The sequence below is a fragment of the Streptomyces sp. NPDC085524 genome (assembly GCF_044541755.1).
Classification (GTDB): Bacteria; Actinomycetota; Actinomycetes; order Streptomycetales; family Streptomycetaceae; genus Streptomyces.
In genome coordinates this window covers 1-19,366 of sequence record NZ_JBITTH010000016.1, presented here as the reverse complement: position 1 = coordinate 19,366, position 19,366 = coordinate 1, and the positions used below count along the sequence as shown (strand labels likewise).

16 protein-coding genes and 1 pseudogene are annotated in these 19,366 nt (G+C 71.8%); 11 read left to right on the top strand and 6 right to left on the bottom strand.

Translation table 11 applies throughout. The features are described 5' to 3' along the window. Positions 1–7 precede the first annotated feature (7 nt). The 9 genes from ACIGFK_RS24090 (at position 8) to ACIGFK_RS24050 (ending at position 9,926) form a co-directional block, all read left to right on the top strand. On the top strand, positions 8–586 hold the full coding sequence (locus ACIGFK_RS24090) for a TetR/AcrR family transcriptional regulator (protein WP_386470385.1): 579 nt from the start codon (positions 8–10) through the stop codon (positions 584–586). Between the two features lie 255 nt (positions 587–841). Further along, complete coding sequence (gene ureA, locus ACIGFK_RS24085; protein WP_400053530.1) at positions 842–1,615, top strand: urease subunit gamma; 774 nt, start codon at positions 842–844, stop codon at positions 1,613–1,615. After that, entirely contained in the window at positions 1,612–3,360 is a 1,749-nt protein-coding gene (locus tag ACIGFK_RS24080; RefSeq protein WP_400053528.1) for an urease subunit alpha, read from the top strand. The genes ureA and ACIGFK_RS24080 overlap by 4 nt, the downstream gene beginning before the upstream one ends. Positions 3,361–3,558: 198 nt before the next feature. Then, the gene (locus tag ACIGFK_RS24075) at positions 3,559–4,572 is read left to right on the top strand and encodes an agmatine/peptidylarginine deiminase (RefSeq protein ID WP_400053526.1); all 1,014 of its coding nucleotides are present in this window, start codon (positions 3,559–3,561) and stop codon (positions 4,570–4,572) included. 82 nt (positions 4,573–4,654) lie between these two features. Beyond that, positions 4,655–6,316 (top strand): ABC transporter substrate-binding protein, encoded by a 1,662-nt coding sequence (locus ACIGFK_RS24070; RefSeq protein ID WP_386470395.1) that lies wholly within the window; start codon positions 4,655–4,657, stop codon positions 6,314–6,316. Next, entirely contained in the window at positions 6,313–7,272 is a 960-nt protein-coding gene (locus tag ACIGFK_RS24065; RefSeq protein ID WP_386470398.1) for an ABC transporter permease, read from the top strand. The genes ACIGFK_RS24070 and ACIGFK_RS24065 overlap by 4 nt, the downstream gene beginning before the upstream one ends. Then, entirely contained in the window at positions 7,269–8,123 is an 855-nt protein-coding gene (locus ACIGFK_RS24060; protein ID WP_376658276.1) for an ABC transporter permease, read from the top strand. The genes ACIGFK_RS24065 and ACIGFK_RS24060 overlap by 4 nt, the downstream gene beginning before the upstream one ends. Next, positions 8,120–9,133 carry an ABC transporter ATP-binding protein gene (locus ACIGFK_RS24055; protein ID WP_386470402.1) on the top strand — a complete coding sequence of 338 codons (1,014 nt, stop codon included), beginning with the start codon at positions 8,120–8,122 and terminating at the stop codon, positions 9,131–9,133. Before ACIGFK_RS24060 ends, ACIGFK_RS24055 begins: the two co-directional genes overlap by 4 nt. Further along, positions 9,126–9,926 (top strand): ABC transporter ATP-binding protein, encoded by an 801-nt coding sequence (locus ACIGFK_RS24050; RefSeq protein ID WP_386470405.1) that lies wholly within the window; start codon positions 9,126–9,128, stop codon positions 9,924–9,926. The genes ACIGFK_RS24055 and ACIGFK_RS24050 overlap by 8 nt, the downstream gene beginning before the upstream one ends. Positions 9,927–9,946: 20 nt before the next feature. Here ACIGFK_RS24050 and ACIGFK_RS24045 read toward each other — a convergent pair whose 3' ends face one another. Then, positions 9,947–10,579 carry a TetR/AcrR family transcriptional regulator gene (locus tag ACIGFK_RS24045; protein ID WP_400053523.1) on the bottom strand — a complete coding sequence of 211 codons (633 nt, stop codon included), beginning with the start codon at positions 10,577–10,579 and terminating at the stop codon, positions 9,947–9,949. Between the two features lie 184 nt (positions 10,580–10,763). On the opposite strand from ACIGFK_RS24045, the gene ACIGFK_RS24040 reads away from it, so the two are divergent. Further along, positions 10,764–11,927 carry an agmatine/peptidylarginine deiminase gene (locus ACIGFK_RS24040; protein ID WP_400053521.1) on the top strand — a complete coding sequence of 388 codons (1,164 nt, stop codon included), beginning with the start codon at positions 10,764–10,766 and terminating at the stop codon, positions 11,925–11,927. Between the two features lie 194 nt (positions 11,928–12,121). Further along, positions 12,122–13,288 (top strand): agmatine deiminase family protein, encoded by a 1,167-nt coding sequence (locus tag ACIGFK_RS24035; RefSeq protein WP_400053519.1) that lies wholly within the window; start codon positions 12,122–12,124, stop codon positions 13,286–13,288. Between the two features lie 71 nt (positions 13,289–13,359). Here the strand turns inward: ACIGFK_RS24035 and ACIGFK_RS24030 are convergent, their stop codons facing one another. From ACIGFK_RS24030 to ACIGFK_RS24010, 5 genes and pseudogenes are all read right to left on the bottom strand, one after another. Further along, positions 13,360–14,193 (bottom strand): tyrosinase family protein, encoded by an 834-nt coding sequence (locus ACIGFK_RS24030; RefSeq protein ID WP_376658270.1) that lies wholly within the window; start codon positions 14,191–14,193, stop codon positions 13,360–13,362. Next, positions 14,190–14,621: a tyrosinase family oxidase copper chaperone gene (locus tag ACIGFK_RS24025; RefSeq protein WP_376658269.1), complete on the bottom strand. Its 432-nt coding sequence runs from the start codon at positions 14,619–14,621 to the stop codon at positions 14,190–14,192. The genes ACIGFK_RS24030 and ACIGFK_RS24025 overlap by 4 nt, the downstream gene beginning before the upstream one ends. A 101-nt stretch (positions 14,622–14,722) precedes the next feature. Continuing rightward, positions 14,723–15,484: a hypothetical protein gene (locus tag ACIGFK_RS24020; protein WP_376658268.1), complete on the bottom strand. Its 762-nt coding sequence runs from the start codon at positions 15,482–15,484 to the stop codon at positions 14,723–14,725. A 138-nt stretch (positions 15,485–15,622) separates the two neighbouring features. Further along, a complete protein-coding gene (locus ACIGFK_RS24015; protein ID WP_400053517.1) occupies positions 15,623–18,364 on the bottom strand; it encodes a fumarate reductase/succinate dehydrogenase flavoprotein subunit in 2,742 nt (913 codons plus the stop codon). 24 nt (positions 18,365–18,388) lie between these two features. After that, positions 18,389–19,145, bottom strand: a pseudogene (locus tag ACIGFK_RS24010) (ABC transporter ATP-binding protein). Between the last annotated feature and the right edge of the window lie 221 nt (positions 19,146–19,366).

The window sequence follows — 19,366 nt, the reverse complement described above, 5'->3', positions numbered from 1 at the left end:
TCGGCGCATGGCCCGACGCACATCCATTCTCGAAGCGGCCGCCCGGGTGATTGCCAGGAGCGGCGTCCGAGGCCTGCGCGTGGAGGAAGTCGCCGCGGAAGCGGGCGTGTCCACCTCGCTGCTCTACTACCACTTCAAGGACCGCACCGGTCTCCTGCGCTCGACGCTGGAGTTCATCAACGACCGGGCCGAGCGCTACACCACCGAACGCGGCGAGGACGCCGAACCGCTCGGGCCCCGCGAGGAACTCACGGAGACCCTCCTCCTGGAACTCCAGGACACCGCGGAGGTCCGGGAGAACAGCACCGCCTGGGGCGAGCTGCGGGCGAGCGCCGTCTTCGACGAGGTGCTGCGCGAGGACCTGGCCAGGGCGACCCTGGTGTGGGTCCAGGAGGTGGCCGCCCTGCTGGGCCAGGTGGAGCCGATGGCCCCGGCGGCGGCACTGGCCGCGGCCGGTGAGCGGCTCACCGCCCTCCTGGAGGGCCTGAGCATGCGCTGGCTCAGCGGCGGACTCCAGATCGGGCACGCGCGTGCGCTGATGGAAGGCGCCATCGACGTCGAGCTGGCCCGGCTGCGCCAGAAGTAGCCCCCCGCCCCGCCCCCGAAGGGGCCGGGGCCGCCGCCACGTGCGCCCGTACGCCCTGACGCGTCGTGATCCGAACGCGTTGCCTTCCGCACGCCTCCTGTATTGACTGATTTTTCAGTCAGTGACAGCATCGCACCCGATGCGAGCCGCGGCCGTGGAGCCGCCGGGCCGCAGTGCGCTCCCCGTCGCCCCGGCCCCGTGACGATCCCGCGGCCGCGGCCCCCCTGCCCACCTTCCGGAGGAAGGAATGAACCCATGGCGCTGACCCCCACCGAGCGTGACCGGCTCCTGCTGTTCACCGCTGCCGAGCTCGCCCGGTCCCGTCGTGCCCGGGGGCTTCGTCTGAACGTCCCCGAAGCGACCGCACTCATCGCGGACACGGTCTGCGAGGCCGCCCGCGACGGGCTGCGCCTCGCCGACGCGATCGCCCGCGGCCGCAGCGTGCTGGGCCCGGACGACGTCCTGCCCGGCGTCGTCGACGTGGTCACCGAGATCATGGTCGAGGCCGTCTTCGACGACGGCACGCGCCTGGCCGTGATCGGCTCCCCGTTCGGGGACGTGCCCTGGGACGCCGCCGCCCCCGGCGCCGTCATACCGGCCTCGGACACCGTGGAAGGGCCCAGGCCCACGACGGTCCTCACGGTGCGCAACACCGCCGCGGTGCCGGTGAGCGTCACCTCCCACTTCCACTTCTTCGAGGCCAACCCCCGCCTCGACTTCGACCGCGCCGCCGCCTACGGCATGCGGCTGGCCGTCCCGGCGGGATCCTCCACCCGCTTCGATCCCGGCGGGTCCGCGGAGGTCGAACTGCTGCCGATCGGCGGCGACCGCATCGCGATCGGCTTCGCGGGGCTGGTGGACGGCCCCCTGGACGCGCCCGGAGCCAAGGAGCTGGCACTGAGCAGGGCCGCGGCATGCGGGTACCTGGGCGCGGCTCGGGAGCCCGCCGACGGCGCACCGGCTGCCGTGCGGGGTGCCGACCAGGCCCCGGGCGGCGACGCCACCGTTCAGGAAGGAACCCGGGCATGAGCCGCCAGACCCGCCACAGCGACCACTGCGCCCCCGGCAGCAGGCACATCGACCCGCAGGAATACGCCACCGTGCACGGCCCCCGTGCCGGCGACCGGGTACGACTCGGCGACTCGGGACTCGTGGTGCGCGTGGAGTCGGACGCGCAGAAGCCCGGGGACGAGTTCCTGGCCGGCTTCGGCAAGACCGCCCGTGACGGCATGCACCTGAAGGCCGCCACGGTCCGCGGGACCTGCGACATGGTCATCACCAACGTGCTGGTGATCGACGCGGTCCTCGGCATCCGCAAGGTCTCGATCGGCATCCGCGAGGGCCGGATCCACGCGATCGGCCGGGCCGGCAACCCCGACACCCTCGACGGCGTCGACGTCGTGGTCGGCACGGGGACCACGATGGTCTCCGGCGAGGGCCTGATCGCGACGGCCGGAGCGGTGGACACCCACGTCCACCTCCTCTCGCCGCGGATCATGGAGGCCTCGCTCGCCTCGGGCGTCACGACGATCATCGGCCAGGAGATCGGGCCGACCTGGGGGGTCGGGGTCAACTCCCCGTGGGCGCTGAAGCGCGGGTTCGGCGCCTTCGACGCCTGGCCCGTCAACATCGGCTTCCTGGCGCGCGGCTCCTCCTCCGACGAGGCGCCGATGGTCGAGGCGCTGGCCGAGGGCGGTGCCTGCGGCTTCAAGGTCCACGAGGACATGGGCGCCCACACCCGGGCCCTGGACACCGCGCTGCGGGTGGCCGAGGAGCACGACGTACAGGTCGCCCTGCACAGCGACGGCCTGAACGAATGCCTCGCGGTGGAGGACACCCTGCGGGTGCTGGAGGGCCGGACGATCCACGCCTTCCACATCGAGGGCTGCGGCGGCGGGCACGTCCCGAACGTGCTCAAGATGGCGGGCGTGCCGAACGTCATCGGCTCCTCCACCAATCCCACCCTGCCCTTCGGCCGGGACGCCATCGACGAGCACTACGGCATGATCGTCTCGGTCCACGCCCTGAAGCCGGACCTGCCCGGCGACGCGGCCATGGCCCGCGACCGGATCCGCGCGGGCACCATGGGCGCCGAAGGCGTGCTGCACGACCTGGGCGCGATCGCCATCACCTCCTCCGACGCCCAGGGCATGGGACGGGCCGGAGAGACCGTCCGGCGCACCTTCGCCATGGCGGCGAAGATGAAGGGCGAACTGGGTCCCCTGGAGGGCGACGGCGAGGGCGACGACAACGCCCGCGTGCTCCGGTACATCGCGAAACTCACGATCAACCCGGCCATCGCCCACGGTCTGGCCCACGAGGTCGGCTCCATCGAGGTCGGCAAGCTCGCCGACATCGTGCTGTGGCGCCCGCCCTTCTTCGGGGCCAAGCCGCAGATGGTGCTCAAGGCGGGCTTCCCGGCGTACGGGGTCACCGGCGACCCCAACGCGGCCACGGACTGCTGCGAGCCCCTCGTGCTCGGCCCGCTGTTCGGAGGCCACGGAGCGGCGCCGGCGGACCTGTCGGTGGCCTTCGTCAGCCGTGCCGCGGCCGAGGCGGGGTCCCCGCGCAGTCCGTACGACGCGATGAAGACCCGCCGCCGGCGGGTCGCCGTACGGGGCACGCGGGGCATCGGCCCCGCGGACATGGTCGACAACGCCCGCCTGGGAGAGGTCCAGGTGGACCCCCGCAGCGGGCTGGTCACCCTCGACGGGACGCCCCTGCGCTCGGAACCGGCCCAGGAGGTCCCCCTGAGCCGCCTCTACTTCCTCTGACCGAACGACTGCTGTCCTGGACAAAGACCTGACAGGAATTTCAGAATCCTGTTGGATGTGCCGTCCAGGCTCTTGACTGAATTTTCAGTCGAGAGGAAGATTCCAACCACCGCGTACCAGCCTCTGGCTCGAATTGGCCCGGCGCCACACCGACTGCCGCTGACCGGTACTTCTGGCGAGATAGAAGAGAGACACGTGATGACTGCCTTCCGTATGCCTGCCGAGTGGTCCGCCCACGACGGGTGCCTGATGGCATGGCCCACCCGCACGGACCTCTGGGGCAGCGTTCTGGACGACGTCAAGGAGGAGTACGCGAACGTCGCCCGTGCCATCTCCGAGTTCGAGCCGGTGACGATGGTCGCCCCGCCCGGCTACGGCGACGACGCCCGCGCCTGCTGCGGGCCGGACGTCACCGTCGTGGAGATGCCGCTGGACGACTCCTGGTTCCGCGACTCCGCACCGCTGTTCGTGCTCGACGGGGACGGCCGCCGCGCCGGCGTGGACTTCCGCTTCAACGCCTGGGGCGAGAAGCACCACCCGTGGGACTCCGACGACCGGATCAGCGGACTGCTGCTGGAGCACCTCGGGGTCGAGCGCATCCACTCCGACATGATCCTCGAGGGCGGCGCGATCACGGTCGACGGCGAGGGCACCCTGATCACCACGGAGCAGTGCCTGCTCCACCCCAACCGCAACCCCGGCATGAACCGGGACGAGATCGAAGCCGAACTGAAATCCCGCCTCGGCGTCGTCAAGGTCGTCTGGCTTCCGTACGGCGGTCTCCTCGACACGGAGACCAACGGCCACGTCGACGGCGTCTGCGCCTTCGCGGCCCCCGGCAAGGTCGTCATCTCCCTGCCCGCCGATCCCGCGCACCCCGACTACGCCCGGATGCGCGCGAACCGCGCGGTGCTGGAGGCCAGCACCGACGCCCACGGCCGCAGCCTGGAGATCGTCGAGGTCACCCAGTCGGCCTTCGCCGACCTGGCCGGCGGCGAGATCGAGGTGTCCTACCTGAACTACTACGTGGCCAACGACGGCGTCGTCGTCCCGGTGGCGGGCCTGCCCCAGGACGAGGAGGCCCTCGCCGTGATCGCGTCGGCCCACCCCGGCCGCAAGGTCGTCGGGGTACGGGCGCTCGCGATCGCCTTCGGCGGCGGCGGGGTCCACTGCATCACGCAGCAGATCCCCTCGGTGCGCGCCGACGGCTGACCACCGCAGACCGACCGCTCCTGACGGGCCGGCCCCGCGGCCCGTCAGCCACCCGCCTCACGTACGGAAAGAGAGCGCGACGATGACCACACCCCAGCCCCGCAGCGCCAGACGCACCGACGGCCCGCTCGGCCGGCTCGCCGCCACGACGGCGGTCCTGGCGTCCTTCGCCCTGGTCGCGGCCTGCTCCGGCCCGCCCAAGAGCGGAGGGGCCCCCATCAGCGAGGTCACCCTCTCGAAGACCACGCCCACGGCGAAGGGCGAGATCGACTCCTTCACCTGGGCCGTGTACGCCGAGCCGCCCACGCTCGACTACACGGTGGCGTTCGACTACCCGCAGAACACGATCCTCTCGAACGTCTGCGAGAGCCTCATGCGGTGGACGCCGGGACTCACCCTCGAGCCCGGGCTGGCCCAGAAGGCGACGAACACCGACCCCACCACCTGGGTCTACGACCTCCGCCCGAACGTGCGCTTCCACGACGGCGGTGTGATGAGCGCGGACGACGTGGTCTACAGCCTGGGCCGGCAGATGGATCCGGACAACGCGGCGGCCTGGGCCCAGAACTTCCAGAACGTCGACTCCGTGACCAAGACCGGCCCGCTCCAGGTCACCGTCAAGCTGAAGAAGCCCGACTCCCAGTTCCCCCAGTACATGGCGACCGCCGCCGGCGTCGTCGCGTCCAAGGCCGGGATCGAGGCGGCGGGCAAGGACTACGGCACCACCGGCAGCCTCGCCTGCACCGGACCCTTCAAGCTCGGCACGTGGAACAAGGGCCAGTCGATCGAGCTGGACCGGTTCGACGGCTACTGGGGCACCAAGGCCAAGTCCAAGAAGGCCGTCTTCCGGGTCCTGACCGACCCCTCCGCCCGCACCAACGCCATGCTCAGCGGCGAGGCCGACGGCGGATACCTGATCCCCACCGAGAGCTATGCCCGGCTGCGCGACAGCGGCGTCGGCAAGCTGTACTTCGGCGAGGGCCTGAGCACGGTCAACGTCAACATCACCAACATGCAGGGCCCGCTGGGCGACGTCCGCGTACGCCGCGCCCTGTCCCTCGCCCTGGACCGGGCCGGGTTCGTCAAGGCCGGTCTCGGCGGCGCCGGAACCGTCACCCACTCCCTCACCACCCGCGCCGCCTGGGCCGCGGCCCCCGAGAGCACCCTGAAGACCGCCCTCGACAGCCTGCCGCGCCCCGACCGCGACATCGAGCAGGCCAAGGCGCTGATCAAGGAAGCCGGAGCCACGGGCAAGACCCTGACCGTGGCCACCAGCTCCATCGGCCAGGACGTCTCCCTCCTGGCCACCGCCGTCCAGGCGGCCGGCACCCAGATCGGCCTGGACATCCAGCTCAAGACGATCGCACCGAACGCGTTCACCGCGCTGTTCACCGATCCCGCGGCGCGCGAGGGCATAGACATGTTCCCGCTCACCTACTACGACTCGATCACCGACCCGCTCGACCTGCTGACGAACTTCAAGACCGGCGCCTACATGAACTTCGCCGGCTACAGCGACAAGCAGTACGACGCGCTCGTCGACCAGGCCGTCGGCACCTACGAGCCGGGACAGCGCCTGGAGATCGAGGCCAAGCTCCAGAAGCAGGCCTCCGAGCAGCTCCTGTGGATCCCCGTCGCCGAGTGGCCCACCGCCCTCTTCCAGAACAAGCGGATCACCGGCGCCCCGACGACGATCTCCTACATGTACTACCCGTGGGCCGCCGATGTGGGTGCCGCCCAGTGAACTTCCTGAGATTCGCGGCGCGACGGCTGGGGGAGATGGCGGCCACCCTGCTCGCCGCCTCGTTCGTGGTCTTCGGCGCCATGTACCTGGCCCCGGGCAGCCCGGCGAGCTTCCTGCTCGCGGGCCGCTCGGCCTCCCCGGAGGCCCTCGAGGCGATCAACGCCCAGTACCACCTGAACGACCCGTTCCTCGTCCGGTACGGCCGCTGGCTCGGTGACGTCGTACAGGGGGACTTCGGGCGGTCCATCACCTACCGCACCGATGTCTCCCGGCTCCTGTCCGACCGGCTGCCCAGCACCCTGATGCTGGTCGCGATGGCCCTGGTGGCCGTCGTGGTCGCCGGACTGCTGCTCGGCTGGATCGGCTCGGTCAAGGGCGGCGCCACCGACTCCGCCATCCTCGTGACCACCACGTTCGCCGTGGGCACCCCCTCGTTCGTCGCGGCCGTGATGCTCCAGGGCCTGTTCGCCGTCAAGCTCGGCTGGTTCCCCAGCAGCGGAGCGGGCGACGGCTTCGGCGACATGATCTGGCACCTGACCCTCCCGGCCCTCGCGCTCGCGCTGTACCTGATCGGCATGCTCGCCCGGGTCACCCGCTCCGCCATGCTCGAAGCCCTCGACAGCGAACACGTCACCGTGGCCCGCAGCCGGGGCGTCCCCGAACACCAGGTCATCCGCCGCCACGTGTTCCGCAACGCGCTGGGCACCGTGCTCACCACCGGCGGACTCATCGTCTCCACCCTGCTGGTCTGCACGATCCTCGTGGAGACCGCCTTCAGCATCGGCGGGATCGGCCAGCTCCTCGAACTGTCCACCACGACCAAGGACTTCCCCACCGTCCAGGCCATCTCCCTGATCATCGTCGCCCTGTTCATGATCGTGAACCTCATCGTCGACCTGATACTGCCGCTGGTCGACCCGCGGATCACCCTCGGATCGAGGAGGTCCTCCGCATGACCGCCGTCCTGACCCGCAGGCCCGGCCTGTCCCGGATCCGGGTGACCGGGTCACCGCTGTACCTGGTCTGCCTGGGCTTCGTCGCCCTCGTCGTGGTGGCGGCACTGGTCGCCTCCTGGGTGGTGCCGTACGACCCCAACGTCATCGACCTGGGCAACGCGCTCGCCGCCCCCTCCGCCGCGCATCCGCTCGGGGTGGACGCGGCCGGCCGCGACACCCTCTCCCGCCTGCTCCTCGGCGCCCGCACCTCCCTGCTGGGCCCCCTCGGCGTGGTCGCCTTCTCCACCGTCGCCGGCGTCGCCGTCGGCATGGCCGCGGCCTGGAAGGGCGGCTGGCTCGACTCGCTCCTCTCCCGCAGCACGGAGCTGGTCTTCGCCTTCCCCGGCATGCTGCTGGCCATCCTGATCATCTCGGTCTACGGCGAAGGGCTGACCGCACCGGTCATCGCGCTCGCCGTCGCCTACCTGCCCTACGTCAGCCGCCTCACCCGCTCCCTGGTGCTGGCCGAACGCGAGCGCCCCTACGTCAGCGCCTACCAGGTGCAGGGGCACTCCGCACTGCAGATCTGCCTGCGCCACGTCCTGCCGAACATCGCCCCCGTCGTGCTCGCCCAGTCCACGATCAACTTCGGATACGCCCTCATGGACCTCGCGGCACTGTCCTTCCTCGGACTCGGCGTGCCCGCCCTCACCCCCGACTGGGGCCGCATGGTCTTCGACGGCCAGACCGCGATCCAGCTCGGCTACCCGCTCTCGGCGGTCCTGCCCTGCGCCGTCATCGTGCTGACCGTGGTCGCCTTCAACGTGGTCGGAGAACGCTGGGCCGACCGCGTCGCCAGGAGAGACCGATGACCCCAATCAACCCGACGGACCCGATCAAGCCGCAGTACACCCTCGAGATCCGGGGGCTCCGGCTCAGCCTGCCCGGCACCGCCCGCCCCGTCCTCGACGGCGTCGACCTCACCGTCGGCGCCGGGGAGACCGTCGCCCTCGTCGGCGAATCCGGCTCCGGGAAGAGCCTCACCTCCCGCAGCGCCCTGCGGCTGCTGCCGCCGGGCGCCACGGTCGAGGGCACCGTCCGCGTCGGCGGCCAGGACGTGCTCACCATGGACGACGGCCGGCTGCGGGACCTGCGCACCGGCACGGTGGCCATGATCTTCCAGGACCCCCGCGCCGCCATCAACCCGCTGCGCCGCATCGGGGACTTCCTCACCGAGAGCGTGCGGCTGACCAAGGCCATGAGCCAGGCGGACGCGGACGCCCGCGCCGCCGAGCTCATCGAGGCGGTCGGCCTGGACCGCTCGGCCCTGAAGAAGTACCCGAGCCAGGTCTCCGGCGGCATGCTGCAACGCGTCATGATCGCAGCGGCCCTGATGGGCGACCCCGCCCTCCTGCTCGCCGACGAGCCCACCACCGCCCTCGACGTCACCACCCAGGCCGAGGTCATCTCCCTGCTGGCCGCACTGCGCGAACGCTTCGGCACCGGCCTGCTCTTCGTCACCCACGACCTGGACCTCGCCGCGGCCATCAGCGACCGCGTCTGCGTCATGTACGCGGGGCGCATCGTCGAGACCGGCCCCGCGGAGGTCCTCTTCGCGCGGCCCCGCCACCCCTACACGGCGGCCCTGCTCGCCTCCACGCCCCGTCTGGAGGCACCGCGCGGCAGGCTCACCGCCATCGACGGCCAGCCCCCGGACCTGCGCCAGGCACTGCACGGCTGCCCCTTCGCCGCCCGGTGCCCCCTCGCGACGGAGGTCTGCGACACCCAGGCCCCCCAGCCGCTGCCCGCACCCGGAACCCCCGGACACCAGGCGGCGTGCCACCACAGCGACCGGCTCGAAGGGAGCGCCGTCGATGCCTGACAACGTGCTGGAAGTCGTGGGCCTGCACCGCACCTACGGAGACGTACGGGCCGTGGACGACGTGTCGTTCACCCTCCCGGCCGGCGGCTCCCTCGGCATCGTGGGTGAATCCGGATCCGGCAAGACCACCACGGCCCGGATCGTCGTGGGCCTGGAGCGGGCCGACGCCGGCGAGGTCCTGGTACACGGCCGCGACCGCACCGCTGCCGGACGCGGCCGGGCACAGCGCCTGGCCCGCGCCCGCGAGGTGCAGATGGTCTTCCAGGACCCGTACCTCTCCCTGGACCCGCGCACCAGCGTCGAGGCGGTGCTGCGCGAAACCCTGCGCCTGCACTTCCCCGGCCGGGACCACGCGGCGCGCATCCGTGAACTGCTGGACCAGGTCGGGCTGGGAACCCGCGCCGCCGACGCCCTGCCCCGCCAGCTCTCCGGCGGGCAGCGCCAGCGCGTCGCCATCGCCCGCGCACTGGCCGTGGAACCGGCGGTCCTCGTCCTCGACGAGGCCGTCGCGGCCCTCGACGTGTCCGTACAGGCGCAGATCCTCAACCTGCTGGCCGACATCCGGGAACAGACGGCGATCGGCTACCTGTTCATCACGCACGACCTGGGCGTGGTCCGCTGCGTCACGGACGACGTGATCGTCATGCGCAAGGGCGCGATCGTCGAATCGGGATCCACCGCCGAGGTGCTCGCGGCCCCGGCGCACCCCTACACGCGGCTGCTCCTGGAGTCGGTTCCCCGGCCGGGCTGGGACCCGGACCGGATCGCGGCGGCGCGGCGCGCCCTGAGGTGACCGGGGGCGGAGCGGCCGCCTCAGGCCCCCGCGGCGAGCGTGAGGATCAGCGTACGGAAGACGGACTCGGCGTCGACCTCGGCGTCGAGGGACTGGATGGCGGCCAGTCCGTCCACGGCGGCGGCCACCGCCTCGCCGAGGGGGCGCGGGTCGATGCCGCCGCGTTCGTCCGCCAGCACCTGGAAGAGGCGGACGAAACAGGCCCGCCAGCTCCGGTACTCCGCCTCCAGGCTCAGCCGTACCCGCTCGTCGTTCAGTGCGTGCCAGTGCAGCGCGGAATGGAGGTGGGACAGGTCCGGGCTCTCGCCCCGGGTCAGCATCTGGACGACCCGTTCCGCGCGCTCCGCGAAGGTGCCCGGGGCGTCCACGGCCTCCTCCATCGGGGAGATCCACTCCGGCCGGATGTCGTCGATCACCGCCAGGATGAGGTCCGTCCGGTCCTCGAAGTGGTAGTGGCACATGCCGTGCGAAACCCCGCACAGGGCAGCCACGTTGCGCGTCGTGAAACGCGCGCTCATCTCGCCGGCCAGCAGCGTCCGCGCGGCTGCGATCAGCCGTGTACGCGTCTGTTCCCCCTTGGCCGAGACGCGGGGCCGTCCCGCCCTGACGGGTACGGACACGGGGGTCTGGGACTGCTTCGGAGGCGCTGCCATGGCGCAACTCTAACGAGTGACGGAGCGCCACCTGGGCGTTTCCCCGCACCCCGCAAGATCGCCCTCGCCAAGGGGCCGGGCGGCTGCGAGAAATACTGCCAAGAATATTGACCGAGCGCTCGGTCAGGAATAGCTTTCCGGCCAACCGCGGGGATCCCGTGGGGAGTTGACGCAGGAGGCGTGAATGAACGAGCACGTAGCAGGGAGGCCGCCGGGCGGCGGAGCCCTCGGTCGACGCGGGTTCCTGACGGCGGCGGCACTCGCCGCGGCCGGCGCCGCACTGGGGGCGTCCGAAGGGGCGGCGCGGGCGGCGTCCCGCATCGGCCCGGCCGCATCGGCGGGCGCCTTCGCGGTCCCCGCCGAGGACGTACGCCACACCCGCACCTGGATGGCCTGGCCGGACAGCACCTCGATCTGGCGGAGCAAGCTCAGTGGCGTCCAGGGCAACATCGCACTGATCGCCAAGACGATCGCGAAGTACGAGCCGGTGATCATGTGTGCCAACCCCGCGAGCGCCGCCACGGCGCGCTCGATGTGCGGGTCGACGGTCACGGTGATCACGTCCATCCCGGTCGACGACTGCTGGATGCGCGACACCGGACCCGTCTTCCGGACGAACGGCGCGGGAGGCCTGGACGCCGTTGGCCTGAACTTCAACGGCTGGGGCAACCGGCAGACGCACGCCAAGGACTCCCTGGTGGCAGGGAAGATCGCCGCCTATGCGGGCGTCCCGATCACCTACGCCGACCTGGTGGGTGAGGGCGGGGCCATCGAGCAGGACGGCGCCGGCACCCTCATGGCGACGCGGAGCAGCATCATCAACCGCAACCGGAACCCCGGGATGTCGCAGGCGCAGATCGAGTCCGCGATGTGCTCGGCGTACGGCGCGTCCAAGGTCATCTGGTTCGACGGGGTGGTCGGCCAGGACATCACCGACGACCACGTCGACGCCACGTCCCGGTTCCTCGCGCCGGGCCGTGCGGTGGTCCAGATGCCGCTGGCGACGGACACCGACGCCTACGCCAAGGACGCGCGCCAGCAGTACCAGATCCTGTCCGCGTCCACGACGGCGACCGGTACGCCCATGGCCGTCACCACGCTCCAGGGACCGGACTACTACAAGATCCGCTCGGCCGACCCGAACTTCGTCGCGGCCTACGCCAACTACTACGTCTGCAACGGGGCGGTGATCTCCTCCCAGTTCGGCGACACCTCCGCCGACACCGCGGCGAAGTCCGCACTCGTCCGGCTCTTCCCGGGCCGGACCGTCGTCCAGCTGAACACCGACTACCTGGGCGCCGGCGGCGGCGGCATCCACTGCGTCACCCAGCAGCAGCCGGTCCCGTAACGGCTGCCGCACGCTCCGGGCATCTCCGGGTGGGCAGGGGCGGCCGAACCGCGGTCGGTCCCACCTCTGCCCACCGTCACTCCGGCCGCAAAATCCGGAGTCCATTGTTCCAGTTGTATTGACTGAATTTTCAGTTCACGTCAGGATGCGAAGTGCATCCCCTGCCTCTCTCTCATTTCTTTTTGAGGAGTCCCATGGACACGCAAGGCACGTCCCGACGCAGGTTGCTCCAGTTCGGCGCGGCCGCGCTGCCGCTCGCGGCCCTCGGTTCCGCTCTTCCCTCGGTCGCCCGGGCCGCCACGGCCCCCGGCGGCTCCGCCACGCTGCGGATGCCCGACGAGGCCGGTCGCCACGTCCGTACGTTCATGGCCTGGCCGGCGCTCTCCTCGGTCTGGTCGACGCGGCTCGGAGGGGTGCGCAGGCACATTGCGACCGTCGCGGACGCGATCTCGCGGTACGAGCCGGTCGTGATGCTGGCCCGGCCCGGACAGGCCGCCGACGCCCGGTACGAGTGCGGGGCCGGTGCCTACTACGGCATCACGGTCGTCGAGATCCCCAACGACGACCTGTGGATCCGCGACTTCGGCCCCACCTTCGTCGTCGCGCCCGGTGCGGTCGCGGGCGTGGACACCAACTTCAACGGCTGGGGCAAGGCCGGTACGAAGTACGCCCAGCCCTTCGCCAACGACGCCGCGGCCGCCGCGACGCTGCTGTACGACTACGGCGTCAGCCGCATCCAGGCGTCCTTCGTGGGCGAGGGCGGTTCGCTGGAGACCGACGGCGAGGGGACGCTGCTGGCCACGGTCAGTTCGCTGGTCAACCCCAACCGCAACCCCGGCAAGAGCCAGGACCAGGTCGAGCAGGACCTGAAGTCCTCGCTCGGCATCGAGAAGGTGATCTGGGTACCGGGCATCGCCGGCCAGGACATCACCGACTGCCACATCGACTGCCTCGCCCGCTTCATCGCGCCCGGCCAGGTCATGCTGGACAAGCCCGGCCCCCGGACCGACGCCAAGTGGGTCGCGGTCTACGAGGAGACCAAGCGGGCCCTGCAGAGCGCCACCGATGCCAAGGGGCGCCCGCTGGCCATCACCGAACTCCCCGGCCCGGACCGCAAGAACATCCGTGTGAAGGACGAGCCGGAGTTCCTGTCCAGCTACACCAACTACTACACCGTCAACGGCGCGGTCATCGCCCCCCAGTTCGGCGACACCTACGCCGACGGCGTGGCCTACGCCATCCTGCAGGCCGCCTACCCCGGCCGGAACGTCGTCCAGCTGAACATCGACGAGATCGCGCGCGGCGGCGGCGGCATCCACTGCGGCACCCAGTCGCAGCCGGTGGTACCACCGGCGGTCTGATCAGCCGCCGGTAGGGGGAACGGTTCACCGGACCGGGCGCGTGCGGGCGCCCTGTCCGGTGAAGCCGTTTCCTACCGCTTGCCCTCGGTGTCGAAGGTGTAGAACTTGCGGTGGTCGAGCATGTCGGCCGGCGTCACGTCGGTCCACGGGCTCATGACGCCGTGCAGGTCGACGACGTTGGCCGTCGGAGTGGCCGGCACGTACGCCGACTTCGGGTTCCGGACCTGCCACTCCGCCCACAGCATGTCGATGAAGGCGTGGTGCAGCCAGAACACCGGGTCGTTGGGGGAGGCCGCGCTGGTCATCTGGCCGCCCACCCACATGTGGACCCGGTTGTGGATGTTGATCCCGCGCCAGCCCTCGAGGTTGTTGCGGAAGCCGTTCGAGGCGCTGTTGAAGGGCGCCACGTCGTACTCGGGCATGGAGAGCACGGAGTTGACCTCGGCCTTGGTCGGCAGCTGGGGCGTGCCCGCGCCGAGGTTGCGCCGCAGGTACTGGCGGTTGTCCACCCCCACGGTGATGGGCCACTTGCCCCCCGAGGCGGCGAAGGGACCGTCGAGGACCTGCCCGTCACGGGCCCGGGTGAGGCCGCCCATGAAGTCCGCGGCCCACAGCGAGGACGTGGGGGAGCGGTCCACGGTCCAGTCCCAGTAGGGGAGGGTGACCTTCGGGTCCACCCGCTGCAGGTGCAGTTCGAAGTCGAGCAGGAAGCGGCGGTGCCAGGGCAGGAAGGAAGGGCCCCGGTGGGCGACCCGGTCGCCGAAGTCGTTGTCCTCCGAGAGGAACCAGTTGTGGACCTCGACGAACTGGTCGTAGATGCCGTTGCGCTTCAGTTCCAGCACCGCGTTGGTGAAGGCGCGCTTCTCTTCTGCGGTCAGGGTGGACGCGCTCTTGCGGACGGTCACTTGATCGGTCCTGCCTTCTTCGGAGCGAAGGCGACCAGACCGGCACCTTGGAGTTCGCGGACGGCCGCTCGCGCGGCCGAGATGGGGTCGGGGAACGTCTCGTAGTGGTTGACGAGGGTGACCCACGTGTTGTCGGCGTTGCGCATCAGGTGCAGCTCTTTGCCGTCGATCTTGATCGTGGGCAGGCCGGGGGAGTGGTGGCCGCCCCCGCCCCCGTCGAAGCTGATCTGGATGCGGCGGCCTTCGAAGGTCTCGTCGATGGTGCCGGTGGGCATGGCGAGGGGCTTGCCGGAGGGGCCCGGGGCGCCGGACGCGCCGTTGGCCGATGTGCCCCCCTTGGCCGAGGAGTCGCAGGCGCTGGTCAGACCGGCAGCGGTGACTGTGCCGGCAGCGATGGCCAGGGCGTGCCGACGGGTGATCATGTTCATGTCTTGAAGAATTATCAGAAGGCCGCGCGTGGCCGATCAGTGCCCCTTGCATTCGACGGCATGCGGAGCGCAACATCCCGCATCCCGGACCGGGTTGCGGGCTACTGGAGCTGAGACAGGTCGACCGAGTCGGACGGTGCGGGAGCCTTGGCCGGAACCGTCTCGTTGAAATCGGAGAAGGAGGCGTCGAGCTTCTCGCCGGAGGCGTCGGTGCCCCGGATGTGCAGGAGGTACGGCTCGTCCTCGGTGGAGACCTGGTAGACGCCCGTCCGGCCGCCCTGCCTGCTCGTGACCGTGATGGCCGGCTGCCCGTCGACGGTGGTCCGCGGACCCTTGGTCAGCTGTTCGTCCACCGGCTTCGAGGAGAGTTCCCTCCTGAAGAAGTCCAGGTCGCAGAAGTCGGCGAAGTCGCGCAGCAGGAGGCTGTTCGTGGTCCCGTGCAGATAGCGGCCGTTGATGAGCGCGATCGCGTCATCGGCCGCAGCGGCGGGCACCTGGGACCGCAGAAGGGCGTCGTCGAGCTTCAGCCACACGTCCTTGCCGCTTTTGATGATCTCGGCCGATCCCACCTTGCCGGGCGGGGTGACCGTGCCGACGCAGTTGCCGCTCTCGTCGAACTGGAGGTCCAGGGAGGTCGTGCCCGACGTCTCGGTCACCTTCGCCGCCATGCGCATCGAGGTGGCCCCGGACATGGCCTTGCGCGCGGCGTCCGCGATGGCCTGGGCGCTCTGGTCGGCGATGCCGTTGTCATCGGCCCGGGCGGCGCCCGCGCCCGCGGCCGTACCGGCGAAGATCAGCAAGCAGACAGTGGTGGCGGCCTTCCGGCGGGCCGCGGCTGCCCGGGGTGCCCGAGGTGCGGACATCGGGCATCACCTCCCTCTGGCCGCCTCCGGATGGCATCGGTCACCGCCATGGCCTCCGGTGCAGCCGGTCACCCGATCAGCGTAGTTCCGTGCGGCGGTAGCCGCAGTCCAGGCGGCTGCCGCCGACGAGAGCCCTGGTCAGGAGGGCGCGCGGGACGCGTAGGCGCGGACATCGGCGTCGGGGTCGGCGGTGGCCGTGGCGAGGGCGGTACGGGCCTCGGGAACGGCGCCGTGGGCGAGGAGCGAGAGCACCGCGGCCTTGCGGACGTCCGCGTTCGGGTCGGCCAGGGCCCCGGCGAGAGCGGGAACCGCCCCGGAGGGCGCCGCCGACCGGAGGGCGGCCGCCGCACCGGCCCGGACCTGCCACGCGGGGTGCTGCAGCGCCGCCGAGGCCCGTACGGCGTACGGGGGCGGGCACCCGGTCGCGGCCAGCGCCCGCAGCGCGGCGCCCCGCACCAGTGGGTCCGCGTCGTCCAGCAGCGCGTCGAGCGGCTCCGGGGCGGGGGCGTGCACGGCCGAGAGCCCGCGTGCCACCGCGACCCGGACCTCACGGGCCGGGTCGCCGGCCGCCACCGCCAGCTCCGCCACCGCGTCCACCGAGACCAGGGCGCGGACAGCGGTGGTACGGACCTCGATGTCGGTGTCCGAGAGCGCGGAGGCGTACACCCCGGCACCGCCCAGCCGCAGGGTGCGCAGCACATCGAGCGCGGCCGCCCGGACCACCGGGTCGGCGACGGCCAGTGCCGCCCGCAGCCCGGCCCCCAGCCCCGGCTCGGCCGGGAGGACCTCGACGAGCTCGCGCAGCGCCGCCGCCGAGGCGGCGCGGACCCGGGGCGCGTCGTCCCGCAGGCGGTCGGCCAGCGCGGGCCCGGCGCCGGCCGGAACGGTCTCGCCGAGGGCGGCCACGGCCGCCGCCCGCACCCCGGGGTCGGCGTCCTCCAGGTAGGGACGGAAGGCGTCCAGGTCGGGTGACTCCTCGGCGAGGGAGAGCAGGCGCAGCAGGGCGGGGCTCGGGGCGGCGGAGTCCGCGGCCGGGGACTCCTCTTCCCGGAGTGCGGCGGGGCCGTCCCCGGCGGGCCGCGCCGCAGGGGCGGCATCCCTCGGGCCGGCCGTGGCCACCGGCACCAGCGCGACCTCGCCCAGCAGCCGCTCCGGACCCGCCGTCGGCTCGAACCCGGGCACCGGAACCACGTACGGCTCCACCGGCCGCGCCGTGAACTCCATGGCGCCGGTGGTCGACTTGCGCAGGTCGAGGTGGTGCAGCCAGCCCGTGTCGTCGCGTTCCGGATGGTCGAGGCGTTCGTGGTACAGGCCCCACCGGGACTCGGTGCGGGCCAGCGAGGCCCGGGCGGCCATCTCCGCGCAGTCCCGGATGAAGCCGACCTCGGCGCACCGCATCAGTTCGTGCGCCGTACGGGCCCCCATCCCGGCGATCTCCTGCGACATCCGCGTGAACGCCTCCACGGCGAGGGACAGCTTCGCACCCGACTTGGGCGGCGCCACGTAGTCGTTGACGAACCGCCGCAGCTTGTACTCCACCTGCGGCTGCGGCGGCCCGTCCGGATTGCGCAGCGGCCGGTAGACGAGCTCGTGGGCCGCGGCCAGCTGGTCGCCGGGCAGCTCGCCCTCGTACGCCCGGTAGCGCGCCGCGTCCTCCCCGGCCAGGTCTCCGTAGACGAACGCGCCGATCATGTAGTTGTGCGGTACGCAGGCCAGGTCCCCGGCGGCGTACAGCCGCGGCACGGTCGTGCGGGCGTGCGCGTCCACCCGTACGCCCGAGGCGGAGTGGCCGCCGCACAGTCCGATCTCCGAGATGTGCATCTCGATGTCGTGGGTGCGGTAGTCGTGGCCGCGGCCCGCGTGGAACGTGCCGCGGGTCGGCCGCTCCGTGGTGTGCAGGATCGATTCGACGGCGGCGACGGTCTCCTCGGGCAGGTGGCTGAGCTTGAGGTACACAGGGGCCCGGTCGGAGGCGAGTTCGGCGGCGAACTCGGCCATCATCTGCCCCGACCAGTAGTCCGACTCCACGAACCGCTCGCCGTGCCGGTTCACCTGGTAGCCGCCGAACGGGTTGGCGACGTACGCGCACGCCGGCCCGTTGTAGTCCTTGATCAGCGGGTTGATCTGGAAGCACTCGATCCCGGTGAGCGCGGCCCCCGCGTGGTAGGCCATGGAGTAGCCGTCACCCGCGTTCGTCGGGTTCTCGTACGTCCCGTACAGATAGCCGGAGGCCGGGAGTCCCAGCCGCCCGCACGGCCCGGTGGCCAGGATCACCGCGCCCGCCCGGACGATCACGAACTCCCCGGTGCGGGTGTTGAACCCGGCGGCGCCGATGGCCCGGCCGTCCTCCGGGTGGGTGAGCACCCGCACCGGCATGACCCGGTTCTCGATGCGGATCCGCTCCCGCATCTCGCGCCGCCTCAGCTGCCGGTAGAGCACCTTCTTGACGTCCTTGCCCTCCGGCATCGGCAGCACGTACGAACCGGACCGGTGCACCTGGCGGACCGCGTAGTCGCCGTGCTCGTCCTTCTCGAACTTCACGCCGTACGACTCCAGGCGCCGCACCATCGCGAAACCGCGGGTCGCCGTCTGCCGGACCGTGGACTGGTCGACGACGCCGTCGTTGGCACGGGTGATCTCGGCGACGTAGTCGTCGGGTTCGGCCCGGCCCGGGATCACCGCGTTGTTGACCCCGTCCATGCCCATGGCGAGCGCGCCGGAGTGCCGTACGTGCGCCTTCTCCAGCAGCAGCACCCGCGCACCGCGTCCGGCCGCGGTCAGTGCGGCCATGGTGCCGGCGGTCCCGCCGCCGATGACGAGGACGTCGCAGGAGAGTTCGGTCGCATCGGCGAGTGCGGGAACGCGAAGGGGAGTGTCCACCAGGGTCTCCACGGGAGGTGCCTTTCAGAGGGTGTCGAGGATGCGGCGGCGCAGTTCGGCCGAGTCCGGGGCGTGCTGCGCGGCGCGTTCGCGCGGATGCGGTGCGTCCAGCACCTGGCCGGAGCCGAGCAGGGCGATCCGGTCGCCGAGGTGGAGGGCCTCGTCCACGTCGTGGGTGACGAAGACGACGGTCGCGCCCGTGCCCCGCAGGATGTCCACCAGCAGGTCCTGCATCCCGGCGCGGGTGTGCGCGTCGAGCGCGCCGAAGGGTTCGTCCATGAGGAGGGCGCGGGGCCGGCCGGCCAGCGCGCGGGCCAGCTGGACGCGCTGCCGCTGCCCGCCCGACAGCTGGTGCGGCAGCTTTCCGGCGTGCCCGGCCAGACCGACCCGCTCCAGCCAGTCGTCCGCGGACCGCCGCCGCTCGGCCCGGGGGACCCGGCGGATCGCGAGCGGCAGTTCCACGTTCGCGCGGACGGTGCGCCAGGGCAGCAGCGCGTCGTGCTGGAAGACCAGCGCCCGGTCGGCGGCGGGCCCGGCGAGCGGTTCGCCGTCCTGGGTGACCTCCCCGTCCAGCGGGGGCAGCAGGCCGGCGAGGGTGCGCAGCAGCGTGGACTTCCCGCAGCCGGAGGGCCCGACCACGGCCAGCAGCTCCCCGGGGGGCGATCCGCAGTGTGACGGTGCCCGGCAGGGCGACGCCGTCCGGGTGGCCGAGCCGTACGTCCTCCAGCGCGAGCGCGGCCCCGGTCTGCGCGGGTGCGGCGGGCAGGGTGGCGGTGCTCATGAGACCGGTTCCTTCCGGGGGACGGCGGTGACAGCCGTGTGCGGGGCGGCGGGGTCGGAGCCCCGGCTCACGGGGGCGCGGCCGGCCCCGGGGAACGCGGCACGCCTCGCCCCGGCGGTTCCCCTACCAGCCGTGGATGTTCGACGGCGCGGGCAGCCGCTCCGTCGCCTACGTCTCCGAGACGATTCCGCCCCCCGTCCGGCTGATCGGTGCGACGCTGT

Bases quoted from the DNA above. Each gene is read 5' to 3' on its own strand.
- ACIGFK_RS24050 (WP_386470405.1), top strand. From the start codon at position 9,126: ATGCCTGACAACGTGCTGGAAGTCGTGGGCCTGCACCGCACCTACGGA.
- ACIGFK_RS24045 (WP_400053523.1), bottom strand. From the start codon at position 10,579: ATGGCAGCGCCTCCGAAGCAGTCCCAGACCCCCGTGTCCGTACCCGTC.
- ACIGFK_RS24055 (WP_386470402.1), top strand. From the start codon at position 8,120: ATGACCCCAATCAACCCGACGGACCCGATCAAGCCGCAGTACACCCTC.
- ureA (WP_400053530.1), top strand. From the start codon at position 842: ATGGCGCTGACCCCCACCGAGCGTGACCGGCTCCTGCTGTTCACCGCT.
- ACIGFK_RS24080 (WP_400053528.1), top strand. From the start codon at position 1,612: ATGAGCCGCCAGACCCGCCACAGCGACCACTGCGCCCCCGGCAGCAGG.
- ACIGFK_RS24025 (WP_376658269.1), bottom strand. From the start codon at position 14,621: ATGAACATGATCACCCGTCGGCACGCCCTGGCCATCGCTGCCGGCACA.
- ACIGFK_RS24035 (WP_400053519.1), top strand. From the start codon at position 12,122: ATGGACACGCAAGGCACGTCCCGACGCAGGTTGCTCCAGTTCGGCGCG.
- ACIGFK_RS24090 (WP_386470385.1), top strand. From the start codon at position 8: ATGGCCCGACGCACATCCATTCTCGAAGCGGCCGCCCGGGTGATTGCC.
- ACIGFK_RS24070 (WP_386470395.1), top strand. From the start codon at position 4,655: ATGACCACACCCCAGCCCCGCAGCGCCAGACGCACCGACGGCCCGCTC.
- ACIGFK_RS24040 (WP_400053521.1), top strand. From the start codon at position 10,764: ATGAACGAGCACGTAGCAGGGAGGCCGCCGGGCGGCGGAGCCCTCGGT.
- ACIGFK_RS24060 (WP_376658276.1), top strand. From the start codon at position 7,269: ATGACCGCCGTCCTGACCCGCAGGCCCGGCCTGTCCCGGATCCGGGTG.
- ACIGFK_RS24020 (WP_376658268.1), bottom strand. From the start codon at position 15,484: ATGTCCGCACCTCGGGCACCCCGGGCAGCCGCGGCCCGCCGGAAGGCC.
- ACIGFK_RS24075 (WP_400053526.1), top strand. From the start codon at position 3,559: ATGACTGCCTTCCGTATGCCTGCCGAGTGGTCCGCCCACGACGGGTGC.